The sequence below is a fragment of the Micromonospora sp. NPDC047521 genome, assembly GCF_055587305.1.
In genome coordinates, this window is sequence record NZ_JBVJGN010000018.1 from 25,514 (window position 1) to 45,731 (window position 20,218).

The 20,218-nt window shown below is 71.5% G+C and carries 17 protein-coding genes; 6 read left to right on the top strand and 11 right to left on the bottom strand.

Features of this window, described 5'->3' with window-relative positions; translation table 11 throughout:
* Positions 1-17 precede the first annotated feature (17 nt).
* Positions 18-767: a sugar isomerase domain-containing protein gene (locus tag ACZ6N8_RS27965; protein ID WP_393140080.1), complete on the bottom strand. Its 750-nt coding sequence runs from the start codon at positions 765-767 to the stop codon at positions 18-20.
* Positions 764-1,726 (bottom strand): MurR/RpiR family transcriptional regulator, encoded by a 963-nt coding sequence (locus tag ACZ6N8_RS27970; RefSeq protein ID WP_466013639.1) that lies wholly within the window; start codon positions 1,724-1,726, stop codon positions 764-766. The genes ACZ6N8_RS27965 and ACZ6N8_RS27970 overlap by 4 nt, the downstream gene beginning before the upstream one ends.
* Before the next feature lie 202 nt (positions 1,727-1,928).
* Here ACZ6N8_RS27970 and ACZ6N8_RS27975 point away from each other — a divergent pair, with 202 nt between their 5' ends.
* Positions 1,929-2,918 carry an N-acetylglucosamine kinase gene (locus ACZ6N8_RS27975; protein WP_466013641.1) on the top strand — a complete coding sequence of 330 codons (990 nt, stop codon included), beginning with the start codon at positions 1,929-1,931 and terminating at the stop codon, positions 2,916-2,918.
* A gap of 433 nt (positions 2,919-3,351) precedes the next feature.
* Here ACZ6N8_RS27975 and ACZ6N8_RS27980 read toward each other — a convergent pair whose 3' ends face one another.
* The 5 genes from ACZ6N8_RS27980 to ACZ6N8_RS28000 form a co-directional block, all read right to left on the bottom strand.
* Positions 3,352-4,251 carry a carbohydrate ABC transporter permease gene (locus ACZ6N8_RS27980; RefSeq protein WP_466013643.1) on the bottom strand — a complete coding sequence of 300 codons (900 nt, stop codon included), beginning with the start codon at positions 4,249-4,251 and terminating at the stop codon, positions 3,352-3,354.
* Positions 4,248-5,156 (bottom strand): carbohydrate ABC transporter permease, encoded by a 909-nt coding sequence (locus tag ACZ6N8_RS27985; protein WP_466013645.1) that lies wholly within the window; start codon positions 5,154-5,156, stop codon positions 4,248-4,250. Before ACZ6N8_RS27985 ends, ACZ6N8_RS27980 begins: the two co-directional genes overlap by 4 nt.
* Positions 5,157-5,220: 64 nt before the next feature.
* The gene (ngcE, locus tag ACZ6N8_RS27990) at positions 5,221-6,633 is read right to left on the bottom strand and encodes an N-acetylglucosamine/diacetylchitobiose ABC transporter substrate-binding protein (protein WP_466013647.1); all 1,413 of its coding nucleotides are present in this window, start codon (positions 6,631-6,633) and stop codon (positions 5,221-5,223) included.
* A gap of 185 nt (positions 6,634-6,818) precedes the next feature.
* On the bottom strand, positions 6,819-8,306 hold the full coding sequence (locus ACZ6N8_RS27995; RefSeq protein ID WP_466013649.1) for a CoA-acylating methylmalonate-semialdehyde dehydrogenase: 1,488 nt from the start codon (positions 8,304-8,306) through the stop codon (positions 6,819-6,821).
* Positions 8,303-9,601, bottom strand: a complete 1,299-nt coding sequence (locus ACZ6N8_RS28000) for an aspartate aminotransferase family protein (protein WP_466013651.1) — start codon at positions 9,599-9,601, stop codon at positions 8,303-8,305. The genes ACZ6N8_RS27995 and ACZ6N8_RS28000 overlap by 4 nt, the downstream gene beginning before the upstream one ends.
* 165 nt (positions 9,602-9,766) lie before the next feature.
* Here ACZ6N8_RS28000 and ACZ6N8_RS28005 point away from each other — a divergent pair, with 165 nt between their 5' ends.
* Entirely contained in the window at positions 9,767-10,792 is a 1,026-nt protein-coding gene (locus ACZ6N8_RS28005) for a hypothetical protein (RefSeq protein WP_466013653.1), read from the top strand.
* A gap of 62 nt (positions 10,793-10,854) precedes the next feature.
* On the opposite strand, the gene ACZ6N8_RS28010 is transcribed toward ACZ6N8_RS28005, so the two are convergent.
* Entirely contained in the window at positions 10,855-11,538 is a 684-nt protein-coding gene (locus ACZ6N8_RS28010) for a Tat pathway signal sequence domain protein (RefSeq protein WP_466013655.1), read from the bottom strand.
* Positions 11,539-11,932: 394 nt separating this feature from the next.
* Between ACZ6N8_RS28010 and ACZ6N8_RS28015 the strand changes: the two genes are divergently transcribed.
* The 3 genes from ACZ6N8_RS28015 (at position 11,933) to ACZ6N8_RS28025 (ending at position 14,014) form a co-directional block, all read left to right on the top strand.
* Positions 11,933-12,697, top strand: coding sequence for a TetR/AcrR family transcriptional regulator (locus ACZ6N8_RS28015; protein ID WP_466013657.1), 765 nt, complete (start codon positions 11,933-11,935; stop codon positions 12,695-12,697).
* Positions 12,698-12,882: 185 nt separating this feature from the next.
* Positions 12,883-13,512: a DUF6230 family protein gene (locus ACZ6N8_RS28020; RefSeq protein WP_466013659.1), complete on the top strand. Its 630-nt coding sequence runs from the start codon at positions 12,883-12,885 to the stop codon at positions 13,510-13,512.
* A gap of 1 nt (position 13,513) precedes the next feature.
* Positions 13,514-14,014 (top strand): DUF6114 domain-containing protein, encoded by a 501-nt coding sequence (locus tag ACZ6N8_RS28025; RefSeq protein ID WP_466013661.1) that lies wholly within the window; start codon positions 13,514-13,516, stop codon positions 14,012-14,014.
* Between the two features lies 1 nt (position 14,015).
* Here ACZ6N8_RS28025 and murD read toward each other — a convergent pair whose 3' ends face one another.
* Positions 14,016-15,362 (bottom strand): UDP-N-acetylmuramoyl-L-alanine--D-glutamate ligase, encoded by a 1,347-nt coding sequence (gene murD, locus ACZ6N8_RS28030; protein ID WP_364362805.1) that lies wholly within the window; start codon positions 15,360-15,362, stop codon positions 14,016-14,018.
* Between the two features lie 81 nt (positions 15,363-15,443).
* Here murD and ACZ6N8_RS28035 point away from each other — a divergent pair, with 81 nt between their 5' ends.
* Entirely contained in the window at positions 15,444-16,796 is a 1,353-nt protein-coding gene (locus ACZ6N8_RS28035) for a MurL-like N-terminal domain-containing (RefSeq protein WP_466013664.1), read from the top strand.
* Between the two features lie 106 nt (positions 16,797-16,902).
* Here ACZ6N8_RS28035 and ACZ6N8_RS28040 read toward each other — a convergent pair whose 3' ends face one another.
* Positions 16,903-18,696, bottom strand: coding sequence for a PucR family transcriptional regulator (locus ACZ6N8_RS28040; RefSeq protein WP_466013666.1), 1,794 nt, complete (start codon positions 18,694-18,696; stop codon positions 16,903-16,905).
* Between the two features lie 52 nt (positions 18,697-18,748).
* The gene (argG, locus tag ACZ6N8_RS28045) at positions 18,749-20,200 is read right to left on the bottom strand and encodes an argininosuccinate synthase (RefSeq protein ID WP_466013668.1); all 1,452 of its coding nucleotides are present in this window, start codon (positions 20,198-20,200) and stop codon (positions 18,749-18,751) included.
* Positions 20,201-20,218: the final 18 nt, after the last annotated feature.

Below are 20,218 nucleotides of genomic sequence, written 5' to 3' on the forward strand. Positions count from 1 at the left end.
CCTTGTGGAATTTCGGGTCAGGCGGTGCGCCGGAGACGCCCGGCGTACCGCGACTCGAGGGCGATGTTGTGCTCGTCCCCACCGGGGACGTTGGCGGAGAGGTAGATAGGGGGCACCTCTCCGGCCTGGTGGAACCGTCGTACGACCTCAGCGGTCAGCAACTGCGCCAGCAGCGCCGTGGTGACCGAGGAGACCGCACAGACCGCGCCGCCGCCCTCGAGCGGCAGCAGTGCATCGCCGTACGGCGCGCCGTTGTCCAGCACGACGTCGGCGAGGTCGGCGAGCCGATGCCCGGACGGGTGCCGTGGAGCCACCCGCGCGGTGTGCTCGACCGAGGTGACCGCGATCAACGGGTGACCGCGCTCGGTGACCAGCGCCGCCAGCTCGACCACCGAGCCGTTGATGCCGGACTGGGACGCCACCACGAACACGTCGCGCGGCTGTGGCGCCGCGAGCGCGTAGATCTGGTGGGCGATGGAGGGGTCGCGTTCCAGCTTGGGGTCGGCGAGCACGTCGCGCGGGGCGTCACCGTGCATCACCAGGTCCCGTACCGAGAGCCGGTTGGTGGGGACCAACCCGCCGGCCCGGGCGACCAGCTCGGCGGCGAACGCCTCCGAGTGCCCGGCGCCGAACGCCTGGAGCACACCGCCGTCGCGCAGGCTGTCGGCGATCAGGTCGGCGGCCCGGGTGATCCCGTCGGCCTCCGAGTCGAGCAGCCGGTCGAGCACCGGGCGGACGGCGTCCGCGTACCCCTGGGCGCTGATCACGAATGGGCTCCCTTCGCTGCCTTGTGCCCGTCGACGGCCTGCGCGGTACGCCGGAAGGCCGCGTGCGCGCGGTCGTGCGTGCGTTGGGCGACGGCGATGTAGAGCAGGTCGAGCACCACCAGCTGGGGGTGCCGGGCGGAGAGGGCGTCCGGCCGGAAGGTGGTCGCCTGGCTGGCGGTGAGCAGCACGATGTCGGCCAGCTCGGCCAGCGGCGAGCGGGGGAAGCCGGTCAGGGCGATGGTGGTGGCGCCCCGGCTGCCGGCCTCGGCGAGCATCTCGATCGTCTCGCGGGTCTGCCCGGTGTGCGAGATGCCGAGCGCGACGTCACCGGCGCGCAGCAACGCCGCGCTGGCCAGCCCCTCGTGGACGTCGTTCCAGGCCCACGCGGCCACCCCGATGCGGTGCAGGCTGAACTGCATCTCCTCGCCGACCAGCGCGCTGCCGCTGGCACCGAAGATGTTCACCCGACTCGCGCCGGCGATCGCGACGGCGGCCCGTTCCACCTCGGCGAGGTCGAGCAGCGTGGCGGTGTCGTGCATGGCGCGGGTGTCGGCGGCCATGATCTGGTCGAGCACCCGGGCCAGGGGGTCGCTCGGCTGGATCTCGCGTCCGATGTCGACGGTCCAGCCGGCCGACCGCGCCCGACCCGTTTCGGAGGCGATGCCGAGGCGCAGGTCGGCGTACCCCTCGAAGCCCATCGCCCGGCAGAAGCGGGTGATGGTCGCCGGTGAGGTGCCACTGCGCTCGGCCAGCTCCACGATTGTGGACCGGGCGGCGGCCTCCGGGTCGCTGAGCACGTGGTCGGCGACCCGGCGCAGGGCACCGGTCAGCTCGTCGAGTCCATTGCGGACCCGGGCCAGGACCCCGTCGGAGGCTGATCCGAGGCTGCCCCGCCGGTCGACCGCGTCGGCGTCGACCACCGCGGTCCCCGCGGCGGTGTCCACCTCATGATCAACCATCGACGCCTCGCATTTTCGAAGGACTGTTAACTGTTAGTGGTAAAATTTCTTACTGAACGCCCCTCCGTGTCAAGACCGTGGGCGAAGTTTTCAAACTGTTACCTGGCGCACAAGCCGCCGCACCCCCGGACCTTGCCCCGCGCGACGGTGCGGACCAGCATGAACAGACCCGTCGCCGCGCTGCGCAAGGAGGCCCGTGCCGATGTCCGACACCGTCGTGGTCGGCCTCGACGTCGGCGGTACGTCCACCCGGGCGACCGCCCTGACCCTCACCGGTGACCGCCTCGGCACCGGACGTGCCGGCGGTGGCAACCCCACCAGCCACGGCGCCGAACGGGCCGCCGCCGAACTGCGCACCGCACTGCGCGGCGCGCTGCACGGAGTCGACCCGAGCCGGGTGGCCGCCGGCACCATCGGGTTGGCCGGAGCCGCCCGACTACTCGCCGACCCGACCGGACGCGCCGCCTTCGACCGCGCCTGGCACGACGCCGGCCTGCGCTGCCCGTACGCCGTTCACGGCGACGCCCTCGTCGCGTACGCCTCCGGCACCGCCGAGCCCGACGGGACGGTCCTCATCGCCGGCACCGGGGCGATCACCGCCAAGGTCCGCGACCTGCGACTGGACCGCGTCGCCGACGGTCACGGGTGGCTGCTCGGCGACGCCGGGTCCGGTTTCTGGCTCGGCCGCGAGGCGGTTCGCCGGCTCCTGGCCGACCTCGACGCCGGCCACACGCCGGGCGCGCTGGCCACTGCGGTACTCACCGAACTGATGGGCAGCGCCGACATCGCTCCACGACCCCGCGACACGGTCGACGCCACCATCCAGGCGGTCACCCGACGACCCCCCGTCGAGTTGGCCCGGCTCGCGCCACTCGTGGTCACCGCCGCCGCCGACGGCGAACCGGTCGCCACCGCACTCGTCGCCGAGGCCGCCGCGCACCTGGCGTCCAGCGTCAGCCGGATCCGCGCGGCCGGAGCCGACACACCCGTCGTGCTGGGCGGCGGACTGCTCACCGCTGACACCCCGCTCGCCACCGCCGTCCGGGCCGAGGTCAGCCGGTACTGGCCGCACGCGCCGCTACGTACCGCCGGCGACGGGGCCGCCGCCGCAGCCTGGCTCGCCGCCCGCGACCTGACCGAGCTGACCGACCCGGCCGCCCTGCACGCCCGCCTCTTCCCCGCCGCCCCCTGACCCCGCCCGCCCGGCGAGATCTGCGCCGCACGCGACCGGCGCCGCACGGGACCGGCGCCGCACGGGACCGGCGCCGCACGCGACCGGCGCCGACGAGGGACCGCGCGCACCGGGGCCGCGCGGTCACGCCGGACCCCACGGGTCGCGCCGGGCCGGCCCGGTGGGCATGATCGCGCTCGATCCTGGATGTAGTCCCCACCTCGCGCCGGGAGGCCACTACATCCTGGATCGAGCGCGATCAAGACGTGCACGACCGCTTGACGCCCGCCCGCGCTCCCCAAGGGGGCGCACACGCCGCCGCCTGCGAGCAAGATCCGGGCACTTTCGGGGAAACTGCTGTCTCGGGGCGGGCTGAGGCAGCAGTTTCCCTGAAGGTGCGCGGATCCTGGGCGGGTGGGCTGGAGGCGGGAGACAGCGATCGGGATCGGTCGGGTTACTTGAGCTGGCCGGCGGTCAGGCCGGTCTGGACCTGGCGCTGGAAGGCCACGTAGATCGCGAGCACCGGCAGCACCGCGATGCTCAGCCCGGCGAAGAGTCGCGCGTAGTCGCCCGCGTAACCCTGGCTGACCGACAGCGCGAACAGCCCCTGGGCGAGCATCCACTTGGACTCGTCGCCCTGCATGAGCACCTGCGGCAGCAGGAACTGGTTCCAGTGGCTGAGGAAATTGAAGATCGCTACGCTGATCAGTCCCGGACGCGCCATCGGCAGCATCACCCGGAAGAAGAGCCGGAAGTGACCGCAGCCGTCGACCATCGCGGCCTCCGCCACCGAGGTCGGCAGGGTCCGGAAGAACGCGGTCAGGAAGAACACCGTGAACGGCAGCGAGTAGGCCGCGTACACCAGGATCAGTCCGACCCAGGTGTTGAACAGGCCGGCGTTGCGGACCACGAAGAAGAGCGGCACCAGGGCGAGGAACACCGGGAACATCAGTCCGCCCACGAACAGGTAGTAGACGAACTGCCGGCCGCGGAACTCGTACCTGGCGAAGACGTACGCGGCGGTGGCGCCCATCAGCATGGTGAGGCTGACCGAGCCGGTGACCACCACGAGGCTGTTGAGGAAGTACCTGCCGATGTGCGCGCCGGTCCAGGCCCGCGCCCAGTTGTCCCAGTGCAGCGCACTTGGCAGCCCCCACGGGTCGGCCAGGATCTCGCCGTTGGTCTTGAACGAGCTGAGGAACATCCACAGCAGCGGCAGGACGGTGAGCAGGCCCCAGATCAGCAGGAAGCCGTGCGACAGGGTGTTGGCGACGCCCAGTTCCCGGCGTACGGGACGGTCCCGCCGGGCGGTAGGGGTCGGCGCGGTCGCGGCGGGCTTGTCCAGTGTGGTCACGAGTACTCGATCCGTTCGCGCCGGCCGATCCGCAGCGACAGCACGGCAACCGAGAGGGTCAGGAAGAACATCACCACGCCGATCGCCGAGGCGTAGCCGAACTTGGTCTCGCTGCCGAAGGCGGTGTCGTACATCCGTACGCCGATCACGTCGGTGGAGAAGTTCGGTCCACCGTTGGTCATGAGCTGCACGAGGATGAACCCGTCGAGGGCGAAGATGGCCAGGTAGACCCAGGCGACCTGCACGGTGTCCCAGAGCAGCGGCAGGGTGACCCGGCGCAGGGTGGTGAACCGGGACGCGCCGTCGAGCAGCACCGCCTCGTAGATCTCCTTCGGCACCGCGGACATGGCCGCGCCGAACAGCACCACGTAGAAGCCGACGTTGCTCCACACCATCACCGCGAGGACGCACCAGAAGGCTGTCGCCGGGTCGCCGAGCCAGGTCGGCGAGGGCAGGCCGAGGCCGTGCAGTGCGCTGGTGAGCAGCCCCTTGTTGGGGTGGTAGACCTCCTTCCACAGCAGCGCGATGATCACCACGGAGAGCACCTGCGGGAAGAAGTAGACGGTGCGGTAGAACGCGCCGCCGCGTACCCCGGTGACTCCGGCGTGGCCCTTGCGTCCGCCCATGGCGAGCATGGTGGCGAAGAACAGCCCGAGCACGATTGTCAGCACGGGCACCAGGGCCAGCAGGATGCCGTTGTTCTTCAGCGCGTTCCAGACGTAGTCGTCGCGCCACAGGGCCCTGAAGTTCGCCAGACCGACCGGGTTGGCGTCGGCGGAGTAGCCGAGCCAGTCGGTGGTGGAGATCTGGAACGCCTGAAGGTACGGCGAGACGACGAAGAACACGTACAGCAGCACCGGCGGCACCAGGAACGTGACGATCAGCGGCCACTTGCCATGTCTCACGAGAAGGACCTCTCCGAGGGGATACGGCCGGTGGGGGTGGTCGTCTCCCCCACCGGCCGGGCGGTCAGGCCGCTCGCTTGTACTTCTTGATCGAGCTGTCCTGGGCGATCGAGTCGGCACCCTTCTGGCACTGGTCGAGGAACTCCGCCGGGCCGATCCGGCCGCTGAAGAACTCGCCGCACGCGGCGTCGACGAGGTTGCGCTCCAGTTTGCGGTAGTAGTTGTTGTAGACCCAGTTGAAGCCGTTGGAGCCTGACGCGTCGAGCGCCTTGACCACTGTGTTCAGCCCGTACGGCAGGTCCACGCCCTCGCTGGCGCCGGCGACGACAGTGAGGCTGGAGACCTTCTTCGTGAAGTCCTGCGCACCCTTGCGGGACAGCATGGTGCGGAAGTACTCGAGCCCGCCGGCGAGGTTGCGGGCCTTGGCGGGCACCATGAACGGCTCGCCCGCGGTGCCCCGGATCGCCTCGAACGGCAGCTTGTCGCCGCTGCCCAGGCTCGGCGTGGGCGCGATTGTCATGTTGAAGCCGGCCGGGGTGACGTCCTTCTGCTCGCTCTCCAGCCAGGATCCGCAGGAGATGAAGGCGGCCTTGCCCTGGCACCAGGCGGTCTGCGACTGCTTGTGGTCCAGGCCGGAGGAGCCGTCGAGGATGTACTTGTCCTTGACGATCTGGTGCCACGCGTCGGCGGCGGTGCGCATCGAGTCGGACTTCCAGGCGTTCGGCTCCAGGTTGTCGATGGCGGTGGCCACCGACGGGCCGCCGAGCTTGATCGCGGTGGAGATCAGCGGCCAGCTCATGTAGCGCGGGTGCAGGCCGGCGTACGTCCAGGGGGCGATGCCGGCGGCCTTGATCTGCTTGCACAGGGCGATGTGGTCGTCCCAGGTCTTGGCGTACGTCCAGCCGCGGTCGGTGAGCAGCTTGTTGGAGTACCAGATGCCGTACGCGGTGTAGGTGTAGTTCATCACCAGGAACTTGCCGTCGTACGAACCGATCTCGACCGCGCCGGGCAGCAGGGTCTCCCGGACCGTCTTGCCTGGGACGTCGAGGCTCGGCGCGTCGAGCAGTTCGCCGAGGTCGGCGATGGCGTTCTGGCTGACCAGGCCGTTGAAGTCGATCTGGCCGGCGCCGGAGTTGTTGACCACGTCGGGCGGGGTGCCGTCGACGAAACGTGGCTGGAGGGTCTTGCTGATCTCCTGGGTGGCGGAGTGCTTGATCTTCGCCTTCGGGTACTTCTCGGTGTACATGGCCTCGTGGGCCTTGGCGTACTCCTCGCCGAAGCCGCCGCCGAAGATCACCACCTCGAGCGGGGCGTCCTCCTTCACGCCGAGCGGGTTCTCGGCGCTCTTGGTGCCCTTGTAGGTCTCGGCATCGCCCTTGTCGCCGCCGCCGGTCGCGCAACCGGTCAGCAGAGCGGCGGCGGGGGTGGCCAGCAGGCCGGCGGCGGCGCTGCGCCGCAGGATGTCACGCCTGTTCATCGGTTCTCCTCGGGTCGGGTCGGGCGGATCGCCGTGTGGGGGAAGGCGTCCGCCGCGCGAGGCACGTTGATTCTCTTCAGTTCATGCTCAGTTGCTGAAGAATTTCTACGACAGCCACGCCCGGACTTCAAGTCCTGAGGGTCGAACCGTTATCACCACCCGCCGCCGCCGAGGGCGGAGTCCGCTCAGGTCTGGGTGGGGAACCCGAGGTTCACCCCGCCGTGCCGGGGATCGAGCCACCGGCTGGTGACCACCTTGCCCCGGGTGAAGAACCGCACCCCGTCCTCACCGTGCGCGTGCAGGTCACCGAAGAGCGAGGACTTCCAGCCGCCGAACGAGTGGTACGCCATCGGCACCGGGATCGGCACGTTGATCCCGACCATGCCCACCTCCACCTCGTGCTGGTAGCGCCGGGCCGCGCCGCCGTCGTTCGTGAAGATCGCCGTGCCGTTGCCGTACGGGCTGGCGTTGACCAGCTCCACGGCCTCGTCGTACGAGCCGACCCGGACCACGCTGAGCACCGGCCCGAAGATCTCGTCGGTGTAGATCGACATGTCAGGGGTCACCCTGTCGAACAGCGTCGGGCCCAGCCAGAAGCCGCCCGGGTCGCCGTCCGGCGTCACGTCCCGCCCGTCCACCACCGGCACCGCGCCAGCGGCCACCCCGGCGTCCACGTAGGAGCGCACCTTCGCCGCGTGGTCGGCGGTGACCAGCGGACCCATGTCGCAGCCCCGCCGCCCGTCACCGGTGCGCAGGCCGGCCATCCGCGCGGCGATCCGCTCGACGAGCGCGTCCGCGACCGGCTCCACGGCCACCAGCACCGAGATGGCCATGCACCGCTCCCCCGCCGAGCCGAACCCGGCGTTGACCGCCGCGTCGGCGGCCAGGTCCAGGTCGGCGTCGGGCAGCACCACCATGTGGTTCTTGGCCCCGCCGAGCGCCTGCACCCGCTTACCGGCCGCGGTGCCGCGCTGGTAGACGTACCTGGCGATCGGGGTGGAGCCGACGAACGACACCGACCGCACCTCCGGGTGGTCCAGCAGCGCGTCGACGGCCTCGGAGTCGCCGTTGACCACGTTGAGCACCCCGTCGGGCAGGCCCGCCTCGGCGAACCACTCGGCCAGCAGCAGCGCCGCGCTCGGGTCCTTCTCGCTCGGCTTGAGCACCACCGTGTTGCCGCAGGCCACCGCCACCGGCACGAACCACAGCGGCACCATCACCGGGAAGTTGAACGGCGAGATCACCGCCACCACCCCGAGCGGCTGCCGGATGGTGTACGAGTCGACCTCGGTGGACACGTTCTCGCTGAACGCGCCGCGCAGCGCCGACGGCAGACCGCAGGCGTACTCGATGACCTCCAGGCCGCGCTGCACCTCGCCGGCGGCGTCGGCGAGCACCTTGCCGTGCTCGGCGGTGATCGCCTCGGCGAGCCGGTCGCGGCGGGCGTGCACCAGCTCGCGGAACGCGAACAGCACCGTCGACCGCTTCGCCAACGACGCGTCCCGCCAGGTCCGCGCCGCGCGGGCCGCGGCCTGCACCGCGACGTCCACGTCCGCGGCGGAGGCCAGCTCCACCTCGGCGGTACGCCTACCGGTCGCCGGGTCGAACACGTCGCCACGCCGCTCGGACGTGCCGCCGACCCGCTTGCCGTCGATGAAGTGTCCGGTGCTCATGCCGCTACCCCCGCCGACGAGCGGATCGCGTCGACGAGGATCGCCAGGCCCTCGCGGGCCTCCTCCTCGGTAAGCGTCAACGGTGGACCCATCCGCAGCACGTTGCCGTAGAGGCCGCCCTTGCCGGCCAGCAGGCCACCGGAACGGCACGCCTCGAAGACCTGGTTGGTCAACGCCGGGTCGGGCTCGCTGGTGCCCGGCCTGACGAACTCGACGCCGAGCATCAGCCCCTTTCCGCGTACCTCGGCGACGCAGTCGAGACCGCCCACGGCGGACCGCAGGCCGTCGGCGAGGATCGCGCCGACGCGTGCCGCGTTCGCCTGGAGGTCGTGCGCGAGCAGGTAGTCGAGCACCGCGTTGCCGGCCGCCGTGGAGATCGGGTTGCCGCCGAACGTGGAGAAGCTGATCGCCGGCACGGCCTCCAGCACCTCGGCCCGACCGACCACCCCGGCCAGGGCGAACCCGTTGCCGATGCCCTTGGCGAAGGTGAGCAGGTCCGGGGTGACGCCGTGCGCCTGGTAACCCCAGAAGTGCTCCCCGGTACGCCCCCAGCCGGTCTGCACCTCGTCGGCGATGAACAGGATGCCGTGCTCGTCGAGGACCTTCTTCCACCCGGCGAAGAGCCCGTCCGGCGGGTGCACGAAACCACCGACGCCCTGGATCGGCTCGGCGATCAGCGCGGCCACGTCACCTGTGGTCTGGGTGGCCAGCACCTCGCGCAGGTCCTCCACCGCCGCGTCGACCTGCTCCTCGGCGCTCAGCCGCGCCAGCAGACCGCGCACCCGGTCACCCGAGTGCAGCCAGGCCACCTGGAGCGGGTTGAGCGCACTGGCCGACCAGTTGCGGTTGCCGGTGACACCCATCGCCGCGTACGACCGGCCGTGGTAGCTGTTGCGCACGGCCAGGATCTGGTGCGAACGGCGGTGGTTGGTGGCGACAAGCAGCGCGGCCTCGTTCGCCTCGGTGCCGGAGTTGGTGAAGAACACCCGGGCGTCTCCGATGCCGGACCGCTGCGCGATCTTCTCGGCCAGCTCCACCTGCTGGCGGATCAGGTAGAGCGTCGAGCTGTGCACGATGCCGGTGGCGAGCTGGCGCTCGACCGCCTCCCGGATCTCCGGGATGTCGTACCCGATCATGTTGGTGAGCACCCCGCCGAAGAAGTCCAGGTAGCTGCGCCCCTGGGCGTCGACGACCCGGCGGCCCGAGCCGGAGACCAGCTCGATCGGCTCGGCGTAGTAGAGCGGCATCCAGGACGGGAGCACGGCCCGGTGCCGGGCCAGCAGGTCGTCGGTCATCGTGGGCACCCTTCAGCGGCGTTCGTGGATACCGCACGCTCCCACCACCAGCCGGCATGGACAACTGCCACTGTGTAGCGCAGGGAGCGTCCGCTCCTGACAGTGCGTCAGCCCGGTCGTGGCGGTCGACCGCGCGCCGGGCGCTCCGATCGGTACGATCCGGCGGTGCCCGAACTCCCCGCCCCGCCAGCGTCCGGGTCGGTGCGCACCGGGCCGGTGCCCGTCGGGCCGGACGTGCCGCTGCCCGCCGGAGCCCCGGATGCATCCGCGATGATCGACGGGATCGCCGGCTGGGTCGGCGCCGACCCGCTGCGCCGGTTGGTCGCCCGTTTCGGCGGCACCTGGCCGGGCGGCGACCTCGCCGACATTCTCCGGTTCCTCGACGACTTCTCCGGCGTCCACTGGGACTTCCGGGGTGGCCGCGAGAGGCCCGACGCCCGGGAGCCGGCACTCGACCCGGACACCGCCGAGCTGGTACGCGTCACCGCCGCCGCGCTCGGGCTCGTCCGACCCGTACCGCCGGCCCGGCCCGCGTACGCCCACCTGGTGGTGCTGGGCGGTCTGGCGCACGCCTGCCTGCGCCGCGTCGCGTACGCCGTGCACCTGCTGCGCGAGGGGCTGCGGGTGACCGGAGAGGTGGCGGTGCTGGGCAGCTTCCGGCCGCTCTCCGAGCTGGAACGCCTGACGCTGGTCGAGGCGGGGGTGCGCGACTGCGCGACGGAGGTGGACGCCCTGGACGCGGCGGTCCGGCTGGCGTTGGGGGTGAGCGCGCCGGCCCTGCGGGACGGGGTCGACGCGGGTCACCCACACCACTCCTGGTCGTCGCGCACCTATCTGCCGGCCGGTCTGCCTCCGGTGCGGGTGCTGGCGGCGCCGTCGAGCGAGCCCCATCGGCGGCGCGCGCACACCGCGGACACCCAGCGGTTCTGGGCCGGGCACGTCCAGCTCGCCACCGACGACGAGGTGCTGCTGGTGACCGCGCCGATCTACGTGCCGTTCCAACACTGCGACGCGCTGCGCACCCTGGCCCTGCCGTACGGCTGCGAGGTCGACACCGTCGGGGTGGACCCCACTCTGCCCGACCTGGCCCGGCTGCCGGAGCCGACGCTCAGCCCCGGCCGCTACCTGCAGGAGATCCGCTCGGCCGTCCGGTCGATGCGCGCCCTGCACGGGGCGCTGGTCACCGGCTGACCCGCGCCACGTCGAGGGCCGGCGCACGGCGGATCGCCGCGCACCGGCCCGGTGGAACCTGGTCAGTTCACGTAGACGGCGGCGTTGCCCTTGGTGCTGTCACGCACCGGCGAGTACGTCGCCGAGAAGTACGCGGTGCCGAAGCAGAGGGACGGGCCGGAGAACTTGGTGAACGGCTGGTTGGTGAAGGTGATCGAGTTGGTGGCGTTGGCCGCCACACCGGTGAGGCTGTTGGTGCTGGTCCGGTAGACGCAGGTGATCGCGCCGAGCAGCGAGTTCAGCACGACGGTGCTCTGGACCGGCGCCGCCGCGGTGCCGGAGATCTTGACCACGCCGGCGCTGGTGACGGAGGTGGCGTACGGCAGGTTGTTGAGGGCGATGCTCTGCACCCCGGTGGTGCCGAACACGTTTGTGGTGCAGGTGCCGAAGCTCTGGGCGGTGAGACTCTCGGTGGCGGTGCCCGGGGCGGTCGGGTTGGTGAGCACCTTGGCGCTGAAGCTTGACGCGGCGCACTTGATGCCGGTGGTGCCCGAGGTCGAGTTGTAGAAGGTGGCGTTGGTGCCGGTCTTGAGGCTGGCCTGGATGACGTCGTTGACGGCGACGGCGGTGCCGCCGGCCGTGGGGTAGGTCAGGACGTTGCTGGCGAGCGCTGCCGACGGGTCGGCGGAGGCTGGCGTGCCGGCCAGGAGGCCGGTGAGCAGCGCGAGGGCGACGAGGCCCCCGCCGATCTTTCCGTACCTGGGCATGTTGCTTCCTTCCGGTGGTGGGACGGGAACGAGCGGACCGCACAGGCGGTCACCGCCGGGCGGGTAGGTCCGGGCGGCGAGTGTGGCCGTCCATGGTGGACGGCGGTGGTGGAGGTGCCGGGCGACCGTCGGGTCGACCGCGGATGACGGAAGGCGCCGCGGGGTCAGCGGGCGGCTCGGCGTGGTGCACTGCGGCGGAGCCGCGTCACCTGCGCCTTTCCGGCATTGGGAGAGCGTTCGTGTTCGGCGATAATGACAGCCATCGAGCCCTCCTTCGACGAGTCGGGGTGACCATCCGGGAGATCACCAATGGTGACGGGGAGCGAACTGAGCGTGAGGAAAGTTATAAACCCCGGAGGGTCGTAAAGTCAACGAATCAACGGAGGTCAATGAGTTGACCACGCAGAGCCACCCCCCGCCGGTGCCGGCACCCCTGCCCGGCGCGCGCCCGGGCCGCGACCCGGACCGCGCGATCAAGCGCGGCCCGCGACGGGTCTCCGCGGAGGTCGTGGCCGCCACCCAACGTGACCGTCTCTTCGACGGGCTCGTGCACGAGGTGGCGACGAAGGGCTACGACAACGCCCGAGTCAGCGACATCTGCCACGCCGCAGGCGTGACCCGGCCGGCCTTCTACGCCCTGTTCACCGGCAAGGAGGACGCCTTTCTCGCCGCGTACCGGCACGGGATCGCAGTGGTGTCGCAGCTGATGGAGAGCGCCTACCGCGAGGCCGGCCCGGCCTGGCCGGACGCGGCACGGGCCGCGCTGCGCACCCTGCTGGAGGTGCTGGCGAGCGTGCCGGCGTTCGCGCGGATGGCGCTCGTCGAGGTGGAGGCGGCAGGCCCCGACGCCCGCCGCGAGCGCGACGCGCTGCTCACCAGCTTCCGCCGGTTCTTCGCCGACGCCGGCCCGGGGCCGGTGCTCGCCGACGTGGGCCGCGACGAGCTGGTGTCCACTGTGGTCGGCGGCATCTACGCCACGGTCCGCGGCCGGGTGGCGAGGGGTCGGGCGGCGGAGTTGCCGCAACTGCTGCCGGTGCTCACCTACGCGGCCACGGCGCCGTTCCTGGGCACCGGGGGTGCGATTCAGGCGACCCGGCCGATACGGCCGGACGACGGCCCGAGCACGACCGCGCCGTGCGCACCGACCCACCACTCCTGATCGCCCGGTAGGAAACCGCAGCGGTTTTTCACTTTGGCCGCATTTAACAAATACCGCCCAAATGGCCGCCACATGGCGTTGACCTGTCCTTTACTCAGCGGTAACTTCGGCTCTGCGCCCACAAAGCACAGGTCAAGGATGCAATTCCCATTGTCGCTGATGAATTGATCTTAAGGGGAGCCGCCATGTCGGAGGAAACCACACCAATCGCAGCAGGCCCGCCGCGCAGTGGCGTGCGCTGGCGCCGGTTCACCGCCACGTTCGGCGTCGTCGTGGCGGGCGCCGCCGGCATGATCATGCTCACCGCCCAGGGCGTGCTTGGCGCGCAGTTCGCCATCTCAGGCATGCCGTTCACCGTCACGGCCGACAGGCTCACCGGCACCGGGTTCGAGCAGTTCGCCACCCTCGACCAGATGATCCCGGACAGCCCCAACCAGGGCGACACCGGCGGACAGGTCCTGGTGATGGTCTCGGCGATCGACAAGGCGGAGCTGACCAACCTCTGCCAGAGCATCAACCTCGGTGGCATCTTCCTGAAGATCACCGCCGGCGGCGGCGACCGACCGGTCACCGCTCGGACCCTTGTGGTCGACGGTGACGAGGTCAACGGCGACGCCGCCTTCCGCAACATCGACGTCGGGCAGGACGCCAGCACCCTGGACAAGGTGCCCGGCGTGAAGGGCAACCCCGGCGTCTTCTCGCAGCAGGCCGACTCGGTCGTCATCGAAAACCTGCGGCAGAACAACTACGCCACCACGGCGGCCGTCTTCAACCTGCCCAACCTGCGCATGGCGTTCACCTCCGACGGGTGCTGACGTGAGCACCGAACAACACCAGGCAGCGCCTGCCGTCCGCGGATCCCGCGGGCGGTGGCGCCGCTGGCGGCGGGCCCGCCCATTCACCGCCGCCGTGCTGATCGCCCTCGGGGGCGTGGAGATGCTGGCCACCCTGCGCGCGCCGCTCGGAGTGCTGCTGCACATCGGACCGCAGGGGCTCGCCGCGTACCTGGTACCCGCCATCCTCGTCATCTGCGGGGTGCTGCTGATCACCACCCCGCAGCAGCGGGTCTTCTACGCCGTGGTCTCGCTGGTGCTCGGCCTGGTCTCCTGGCTGACCTCGAACCTGGGCGGCTTCGTGGTCGGGATGCTGCTGGCCCTGACCGGCGGGGCACTCGCCTTCGCCTGGACCCCGGACAAGGACGGCCACCCCACCGGCGCCGCGACGGAACCCGCGTCGCCCGAGAACGACGACGAGGACGACACCGCGCTGCTGCCCGGGAAGCCGTCACCGGACCCCAGCCCGGTCGACCGGGGCTGAGTCAACGGGCGGTGTCGGCGACCGCCTGCGCGAACACCTCGGAGCGGTGCTCGAAGTTGCGGAACCGCCCGTAGCTCGGGGCCGCCGGGGAGAGCAGCACGACGCCGCCCGCCGGAGTCAGCTTGCGCGCCAGCCCGACCGCGGCCACCAGATCCTCGGCAAGCTCGGTACGCACCATCGGCAGCCCGGCCAGCGCCTCGATGATCCGGGGGCCGCTGTCCGGGATGCCGATGACCGTGATCTCCCGCTCCGCCAGGTGCTCGGCCAGCGGCGTGTAGTCCAGGCCCCTGTCGTTGCCGCCGACGATCACGGTCAACGGCCGTCCGTCGTACGCGTCGATGGCGTGCATGGCCGCGTACGGGCTGGTGGCCAGGGTGTCGTCGACGAACGTCAACCCCGACGGGTCGGTGATCTCGGTGAGCCGGTGGGCCAGCCCCTGGAACTCGGCGACGGCGATGGCGAGGCTGTCCTTCTCGGCCACCACGTCGACGCCGAGCGCGTCGAGCACGGCGAGGGCGACGCACAGATTGCCCTCGTTGTGCCGGCCGACAAGCGGCAGCACGGCGCGCGGGAACAGCGGCTGGTCGCCGACATGGAACCAGGGCGTGCCGTCGGCACCGGTGGCGACGTGGGTGGTGTCCGGACGGCCGGCCCGCACCGCTGGCAGCTCCCCCAGCTCGGCGGCGAGCCGGGGATCGCCACCGTTCACCACGATCGTCTGCGGATCGTGGGCGAGCAGGTTGAGCTTGTCCCGGTAGTACTCGCGTTCCCCGCCGTGCGCGTCCAGGTGCTCGGGGAACAACGCGGTGACCACCGCCACCCGGGGCGAGTCGGTCAGGTCGCTGCACTGGTAGCTGGACAGCTCCAGCACGTACAGCTCGGACTCGGGCAGATCGAGTGTGGGCACGCCGATGTTGCCGCCGAAGACGTTCGGCCGGCCCATCGCGGTGAGCAGGTGGCTGATCAGGCTGGAGGTGGTGCTCTTGCCCTTGCTGCCGGTGACCCCCACGGTGCGCGCCGCGTGGTCGGCCATCCAGAGCGCCGTGCCCTGGGTGACAGGTACGCCGCGCCGGCGCAGCTCGACCAGCCACGGGTGGGTCTGCGGCACACCTGGCGAGCGGACCACCACGTCGGCGGCGGCGAGCCGTTCGAAGCCCGCCTCGCCGGTGACCAGCGGCGCCGCCTCGGCCAGCGGGCCGTCCCAGGGCAGCGACAGGAAGTTCGCGCTGTCGTCGACGGCGACCAGGTCGGCGGGGCCGTGCGCGGCGATCGCGGTCACAGCGGCCCGGCCCTCCCGGCCGGTCCCCCAGACGGCGACGGTACGTCCGCGCAGGTCAGACAGGCGCACGGGACTCTCCTCGGGATCACGGCGGCGGTTGGGCGGGCCCGGTCCGGACACGGCCGGACGAACCAGGGCCTAGTATGGCGTGTGCCCAACGAGCAGCTCCGGCGGATGGACGCCTTCACCTTCCCGTCCTACTCGATCGACTTCGCGACCGGCGAGGTGTTGTTCGACTACGCGCTGACCGGCCCGGGCGGCGAGCAGCGGTTCACCGAGGTGATCACCCTCCCGCTGCCGGCGGAACCGCCGTCGGACGAGACGGTGGCCACCCTCAACCGGGTGCTGGAGGTGCTGCACCTGGTCGCCGGGGTCAGCTACTACAAGGCCGCCGCGCCGCCCCGGCTCGTGCTGCCGGCGCCGCTGGGCGCGGCCACCGTCGACTACGTCACGGCCATCTACACCAGGGGCCTCGCCGAGTACGCGTACCGCAACCAACTGCCGCACGTGCTCCAGCTGCGCCCGGAGGTGCCGGCCGGCTCTCCGGAGCCACCACGGGTGTACGACACCTCGGACCGCCGCCCCCTCTCCGCCGTCGGCGGCGGCAAGGACTCGATCGTCAGCCTGGAGGCGCTTCGCCGCGCCGACCTGGACCCGGTGCCGTTCTCGGTCAACCCGAACCACGTGATCGTCTCGGTGAACGAGGCGTCCGGGCTGACCCCGCTGGCTGCCCGGCGGCGGATCGACCCGGTGCTGTTCGACCTGAACGCGTCAGGCGCGCTGAACGGGCACATTCCGGTCACCGCCATCAACTCGCTGATCGCCGTGGCCACCGCCGTGCTGCACGGGCTCGGCCCGGTGGTGATGTCCAACGAGCGCTCGGCGTCCGACCCGAACCTCGTCTGGGACGGTCACGAGATCAACCACCAGTGGTCCAAGGGCGTCGAGGCCGAAGGGCTGCTGCGGGCGTCGCTGGCCGAGCACGCCGGCCTCACCGAACCGTACTTCTCGCTGCTGCGCTCGCTGTCCGAGCTGCACATCGCCCGGATGTTCGCCGAGTTCACCAGGTACGACGACGTGGTGACCAGCTGCAACCAGGCGTTCAAGCTGCGCGACGCGTCCGAGCGCTGGTGCCGTGACTGCCCGAAGTGCCGGTTCGTCTTCCTCGCCATGGCGCCGTTCATGGCCCGGGAGCGGGTGGTGGGCATCTTCGGCGGCGACCTGCTGGCCGACCCGGAGCAGATCCCCGGCTACCGGGAACTGCTCGGCGTGGACGGGCACAAGCCGTTCGAGTGCGTCGGCGAGGTCGAGGAGTCGGTGGTGGCCCTCGGCCTGCTCGCCGAACAGGACCAGTGGCGCGACGCCCCGGTCATCCGGGCCCTTGTCGACGCCGTACCGGCGACGGCCTGGTCCGCGGTGGCGAATTCGGACGTCTTCACCCCCGGCGGCCCGAACCACATCCCCCCCACCTACGCGAAGGCCCTGACCGCCCTCGGCGCCTGACCCTCCCTGCGTTGATCATGAGGTTGTAGCCACTCGCACCGGCGTGTCACGGCAACAACCTCATGATCAACGCGGGTGGCGGGGAGGGCGGGCGGGGTCGGCCGGGTCAGGGGGTGCGGACTGCTTCCAGGGCCAGCAGGGCCACGTGCAGGGAGAGGCTGGTCTCCACCGAGTCCAGGTCTGCGTCCAGGATTCGGGCGATGCGGGCCAGTCGTTCGTAGAAGGCCGGGCGGGACAGGTGGGCAGCGGCCGCGCCTGCTGACTTGTTACGGCCCTGCTCCAGGTAGGCGCGCAGGGTGTCGAGCAACTGCTCCCGGGGGTGCCGGGCGTCGTACTCCAGCAGCGCGCCGAGTTCGCGCTCGACGAAGGTCTGCAACCGGGGCTCGTCGCGCAGCAGGTGCAGCAGCCCGGCCAGGCCGACGTGGGGCAGCCGGAAGATCGGCAGGTCACGCCGGTCCCGGCGGGCGGCCTCGGCGATCTGCCGCGCCTCGACCAGCGACCGGCGGGCCTCGCGCAGACTGCTCACGCCCGACCCGGCGGCCACGATCACCCCGCCACCGCCGCCACCCCTGGACGGGTCGACACCTGCCACCGCCCGCGCGGGCTCCACACCTGGCGCCGGGCGCGACACATCGGCGCCGGTGGCCGACCGGGACGCCTCGCCGGCGGGCGCGCGGCCGGTGCCGGCGTCGAGGCGTACCCGACGAAGTGCACTGGCGAACGCGGACAGCGCGCGGTCCTCGGCGGCCGGGTCAGCGAGTGCCAGCAGGGCACCCACCGAGTTGTCGTCGACGGCGCTCGTGAGCGCGGTCAGCTTCGCCTCCCGCAGGGCTTGGCCGACCGCTTCGGACAGGTCGCGCAGTCGGGCCTGACCGGCCTCGGGGCCGGACTCCCCGGCGGGGTCGTCCGCGCGGTGGCGGACCATCACGCCGACGAGGTGTCGCCTGTCGAGCAGGACGCCGAGCGCCTTGGCCCGAAGCGCCACCTCGTCCACCGGCCGGGAGTGGTCGAGCAGCGCGGTGAGCAGGGTGCGGTGGATCTGCCGTTCCAGGCCCTCGGCGTCGCGGCGGATCAGCCGGCCCAGCGCGAGGGTGGACGCGGCCCGCTCGATCAGGATGCTGAGCCGGGTGGGCGGGCCGGCGGCCGGCTCGCCGGCCTGGACGCTCGGCATGTCGCCGTTGGCCGGCCAGCGCAGCAGCAACCGACCCCAGTCCTGCCCCCGGGCGCCGACGGCGGTCACCAGCCAGCCGCTGTCCGGGTCGTACGCGGTGCGCCCGGCCGGCCGGATCCGCCGCGAGTGCTGCTCCCAGCCGTCCAGCAGCAGCTCCGCGCTCTCGCCCGCGTGGTCGTACCCGAGGACCTGCCGGGACAGGTTCTCCAGCACCACCGGGCAGCCGGACAGCTCGGCGGCCTGCCGGATGACCTCGGCGGCGTCGGCGCCCTCGACGGAGAGGTCGTTGAACCGCTGGTGGATCTCCTCGGTGGCGCGCAGCTCGGTGAGCTGCGCGTCGACGATCAGCGCGTGCACCGCCTCGGTGATCCGCACGAACGGGGTGGCCCGGCGCAACTCCACCAGGGGCAGGCCGCGCCGCTCGGCGGTGGCCGCCATCACCCGTGGCACCCCGCTGACGTAGCGGCGGCCCAGTTCGACGACGAGCCCGGAGACTCCGACGTCGGCGAGGTCGCCGATGAACGCGCGCAGTCCCGCGTCGTCGCCCGGCAGCCCGATGCCTGTGGTGAGGACCAGCTCTCCGCCGCCGAGCAGGGTGGCGATGTCCGGCACCTCGGCGACGTGCACCCAGCGGACGGGCCGGTCCAGCCCCGCGTCTCCGGCGACGACCCGCGGGGCGCCGTGGCGGACCGGGTCCAGGGCGAGGACCTCACGGACGGTAGGGAACACGGCCGCAACGCTACCGTCCGTGACACCGGCTCTCGACCTGGCGGGGTGGTGCTCAGTCCACGCCGAACTCCATGGCGGCCCGGTCGAGCGCCTCGTCGTCGGCGGAGGCGACGCCCCGCGAGGCGATGGCTTCCGCCCCGCCCTCGGGCATGGCACCGATCAGCCCGGTCGAGGCGGCCTGCGCGGCGCCGATCATCCGCTGCGGAGCCCCGCCGCCGACCATGCCCAGCGAGGCGTACTGCTCCAACTTCGCCCGCGAGTCGGCGATGTCCAGGTTGCGCATCGTGAGCTGGCCGATCCGGTCCGACGGGCCGAACGCCGAGTCCTCGGTACGCTCCATCGACAGCTTGTCCGGGTGGTAGCTGAACGCCGGGCCGGTGGTGTCCAGGATCGAGTAGTCCTCGCCCCGGCGCAGCCGCAACGTGACCTCGCCGGTGACCGCCGTGCCGACCCAGCGCTGCAACGACTCGCGCAGCATCAACGCCTGCGGGTCCAGCCAGCGGCCCTCGTACATGAGGCGACCGAGGCGCCGGCCCTCGTTGTGGTAGTTCGCCAGGGTGTCCTCGTTGTGGATGGCGTTGACGAGCCGTTCGTACGCGGCGTGCAGCAGCGCCATGCCGGGCGCCTCGTAGATGCCCCGGCTCTTGGCCTCGATGATCCGGTTCTCGATCTGGTCGGACATGCCCAGGCCGTGCCGGCCGCCGATGGCGTTGGCCTCCAGCACCAGGTCCACGGGGCTGCCGAACTCCTTGCCGTTGATCGTCACCGGGCGGCCCTGGTCGAAGCCGATCGCGACGTCCTCGGTGGGGATCTCCACCGACGGGTCCCAGAAGCGGACGCCCATGATCGGGTTGACCGTCTCGATGCCGGTGTCGAGGTGCTCAAGGGTCTTCGCCTCGTGCGTGGCGCCCCAGATGTTGGCGTCGGTGGAGTACGCCTTCTCGGTGCTGTCCCGGTACGGCAGGTCGCGGTCGAGCAGCCACTCGGACATCTCCTTGCGCCCACCGAGCTCGGTGACGAAGGCGGTGTCGAGCCACGGCTTGTAGATGCGCAGCTGCGGGTTGGCCAGCAGGCCGTACCTGTAGAACCGCTCGATGTCGTTGCCCTTGAAGGTCGACCCGTCGCCCCAGATCTGGACGTCGTCGGAGATCATCGCGCGGACCAGCAGGGTGCCTGTCACGGCGCGGCCCAGCGGGGTGGTGTTGAAGTACGCCCGCCCGCCGGAACGGATGTGGAAGGCGCCGCAGGTCAACGCCGCCAGGCCCTCCTCGACCAGGGCGGCGCGGCAGTCGACCAGTCGGGCGACCTCGGCGCCGTAGCTGAGCGCACGACCGGGCACCGACGCGATGTCGGGCTCGTCGTACTGGCCGATGTCGGCCGTGTAGGCGCAGGGGACGGCGCCCTTGTCGCGCATCCACGCGACCGCGACCGAGGTGTCGAGGCCGCCGGAGAAGGCGATGCCGACACGTTCGCCGATGGGCAGGGAGGTGAGAACCTTGGACACGGGGAAGATTATTCAACA

Coding starts and splice junctions, on each gene's coding strand:
- ACZ6N8_RS28000 (WP_466013651.1), bottom strand. CDS start 9,601: ATGACCGACGACCTGCTGGCCCGGCACCGGGCCGTGCTCCCGTCCTGG.
- ACZ6N8_RS27975 (WP_466013641.1), top strand. CDS start 1,929: ATGTCCGACACCGTCGTGGTCGGCCTCGACGTCGGCGGTACGTCCACC.
- ngcE (WP_466013647.1), bottom strand. CDS start 6,633: ATGAACAGGCGTGACATCCTGCGGCGCAGCGCCGCCGCCGGCCTGCTG.
- ACZ6N8_RS28010 (WP_466013655.1), bottom strand. CDS start 11,538: ATGCCCAGGTACGGAAAGATCGGCGGGGGCCTCGTCGCCCTCGCGCTG.
- ACZ6N8_RS28020 (WP_466013659.1), top strand. CDS start 12,883: ATGTCGGAGGAAACCACACCAATCGCAGCAGGCCCGCCGCGCAGTGGC.
- ACZ6N8_RS27970 (WP_466013639.1), bottom strand. CDS start 1,726: ATGGTTGATCATGAGGTGGACACCGCCGCGGGGACCGCGGTGGTCGAC.
- ACZ6N8_RS27995 (WP_466013649.1), bottom strand. CDS start 8,306: ATGAGCACCGGACACTTCATCGACGGCAAGCGGGTCGGCGGCACGTCC.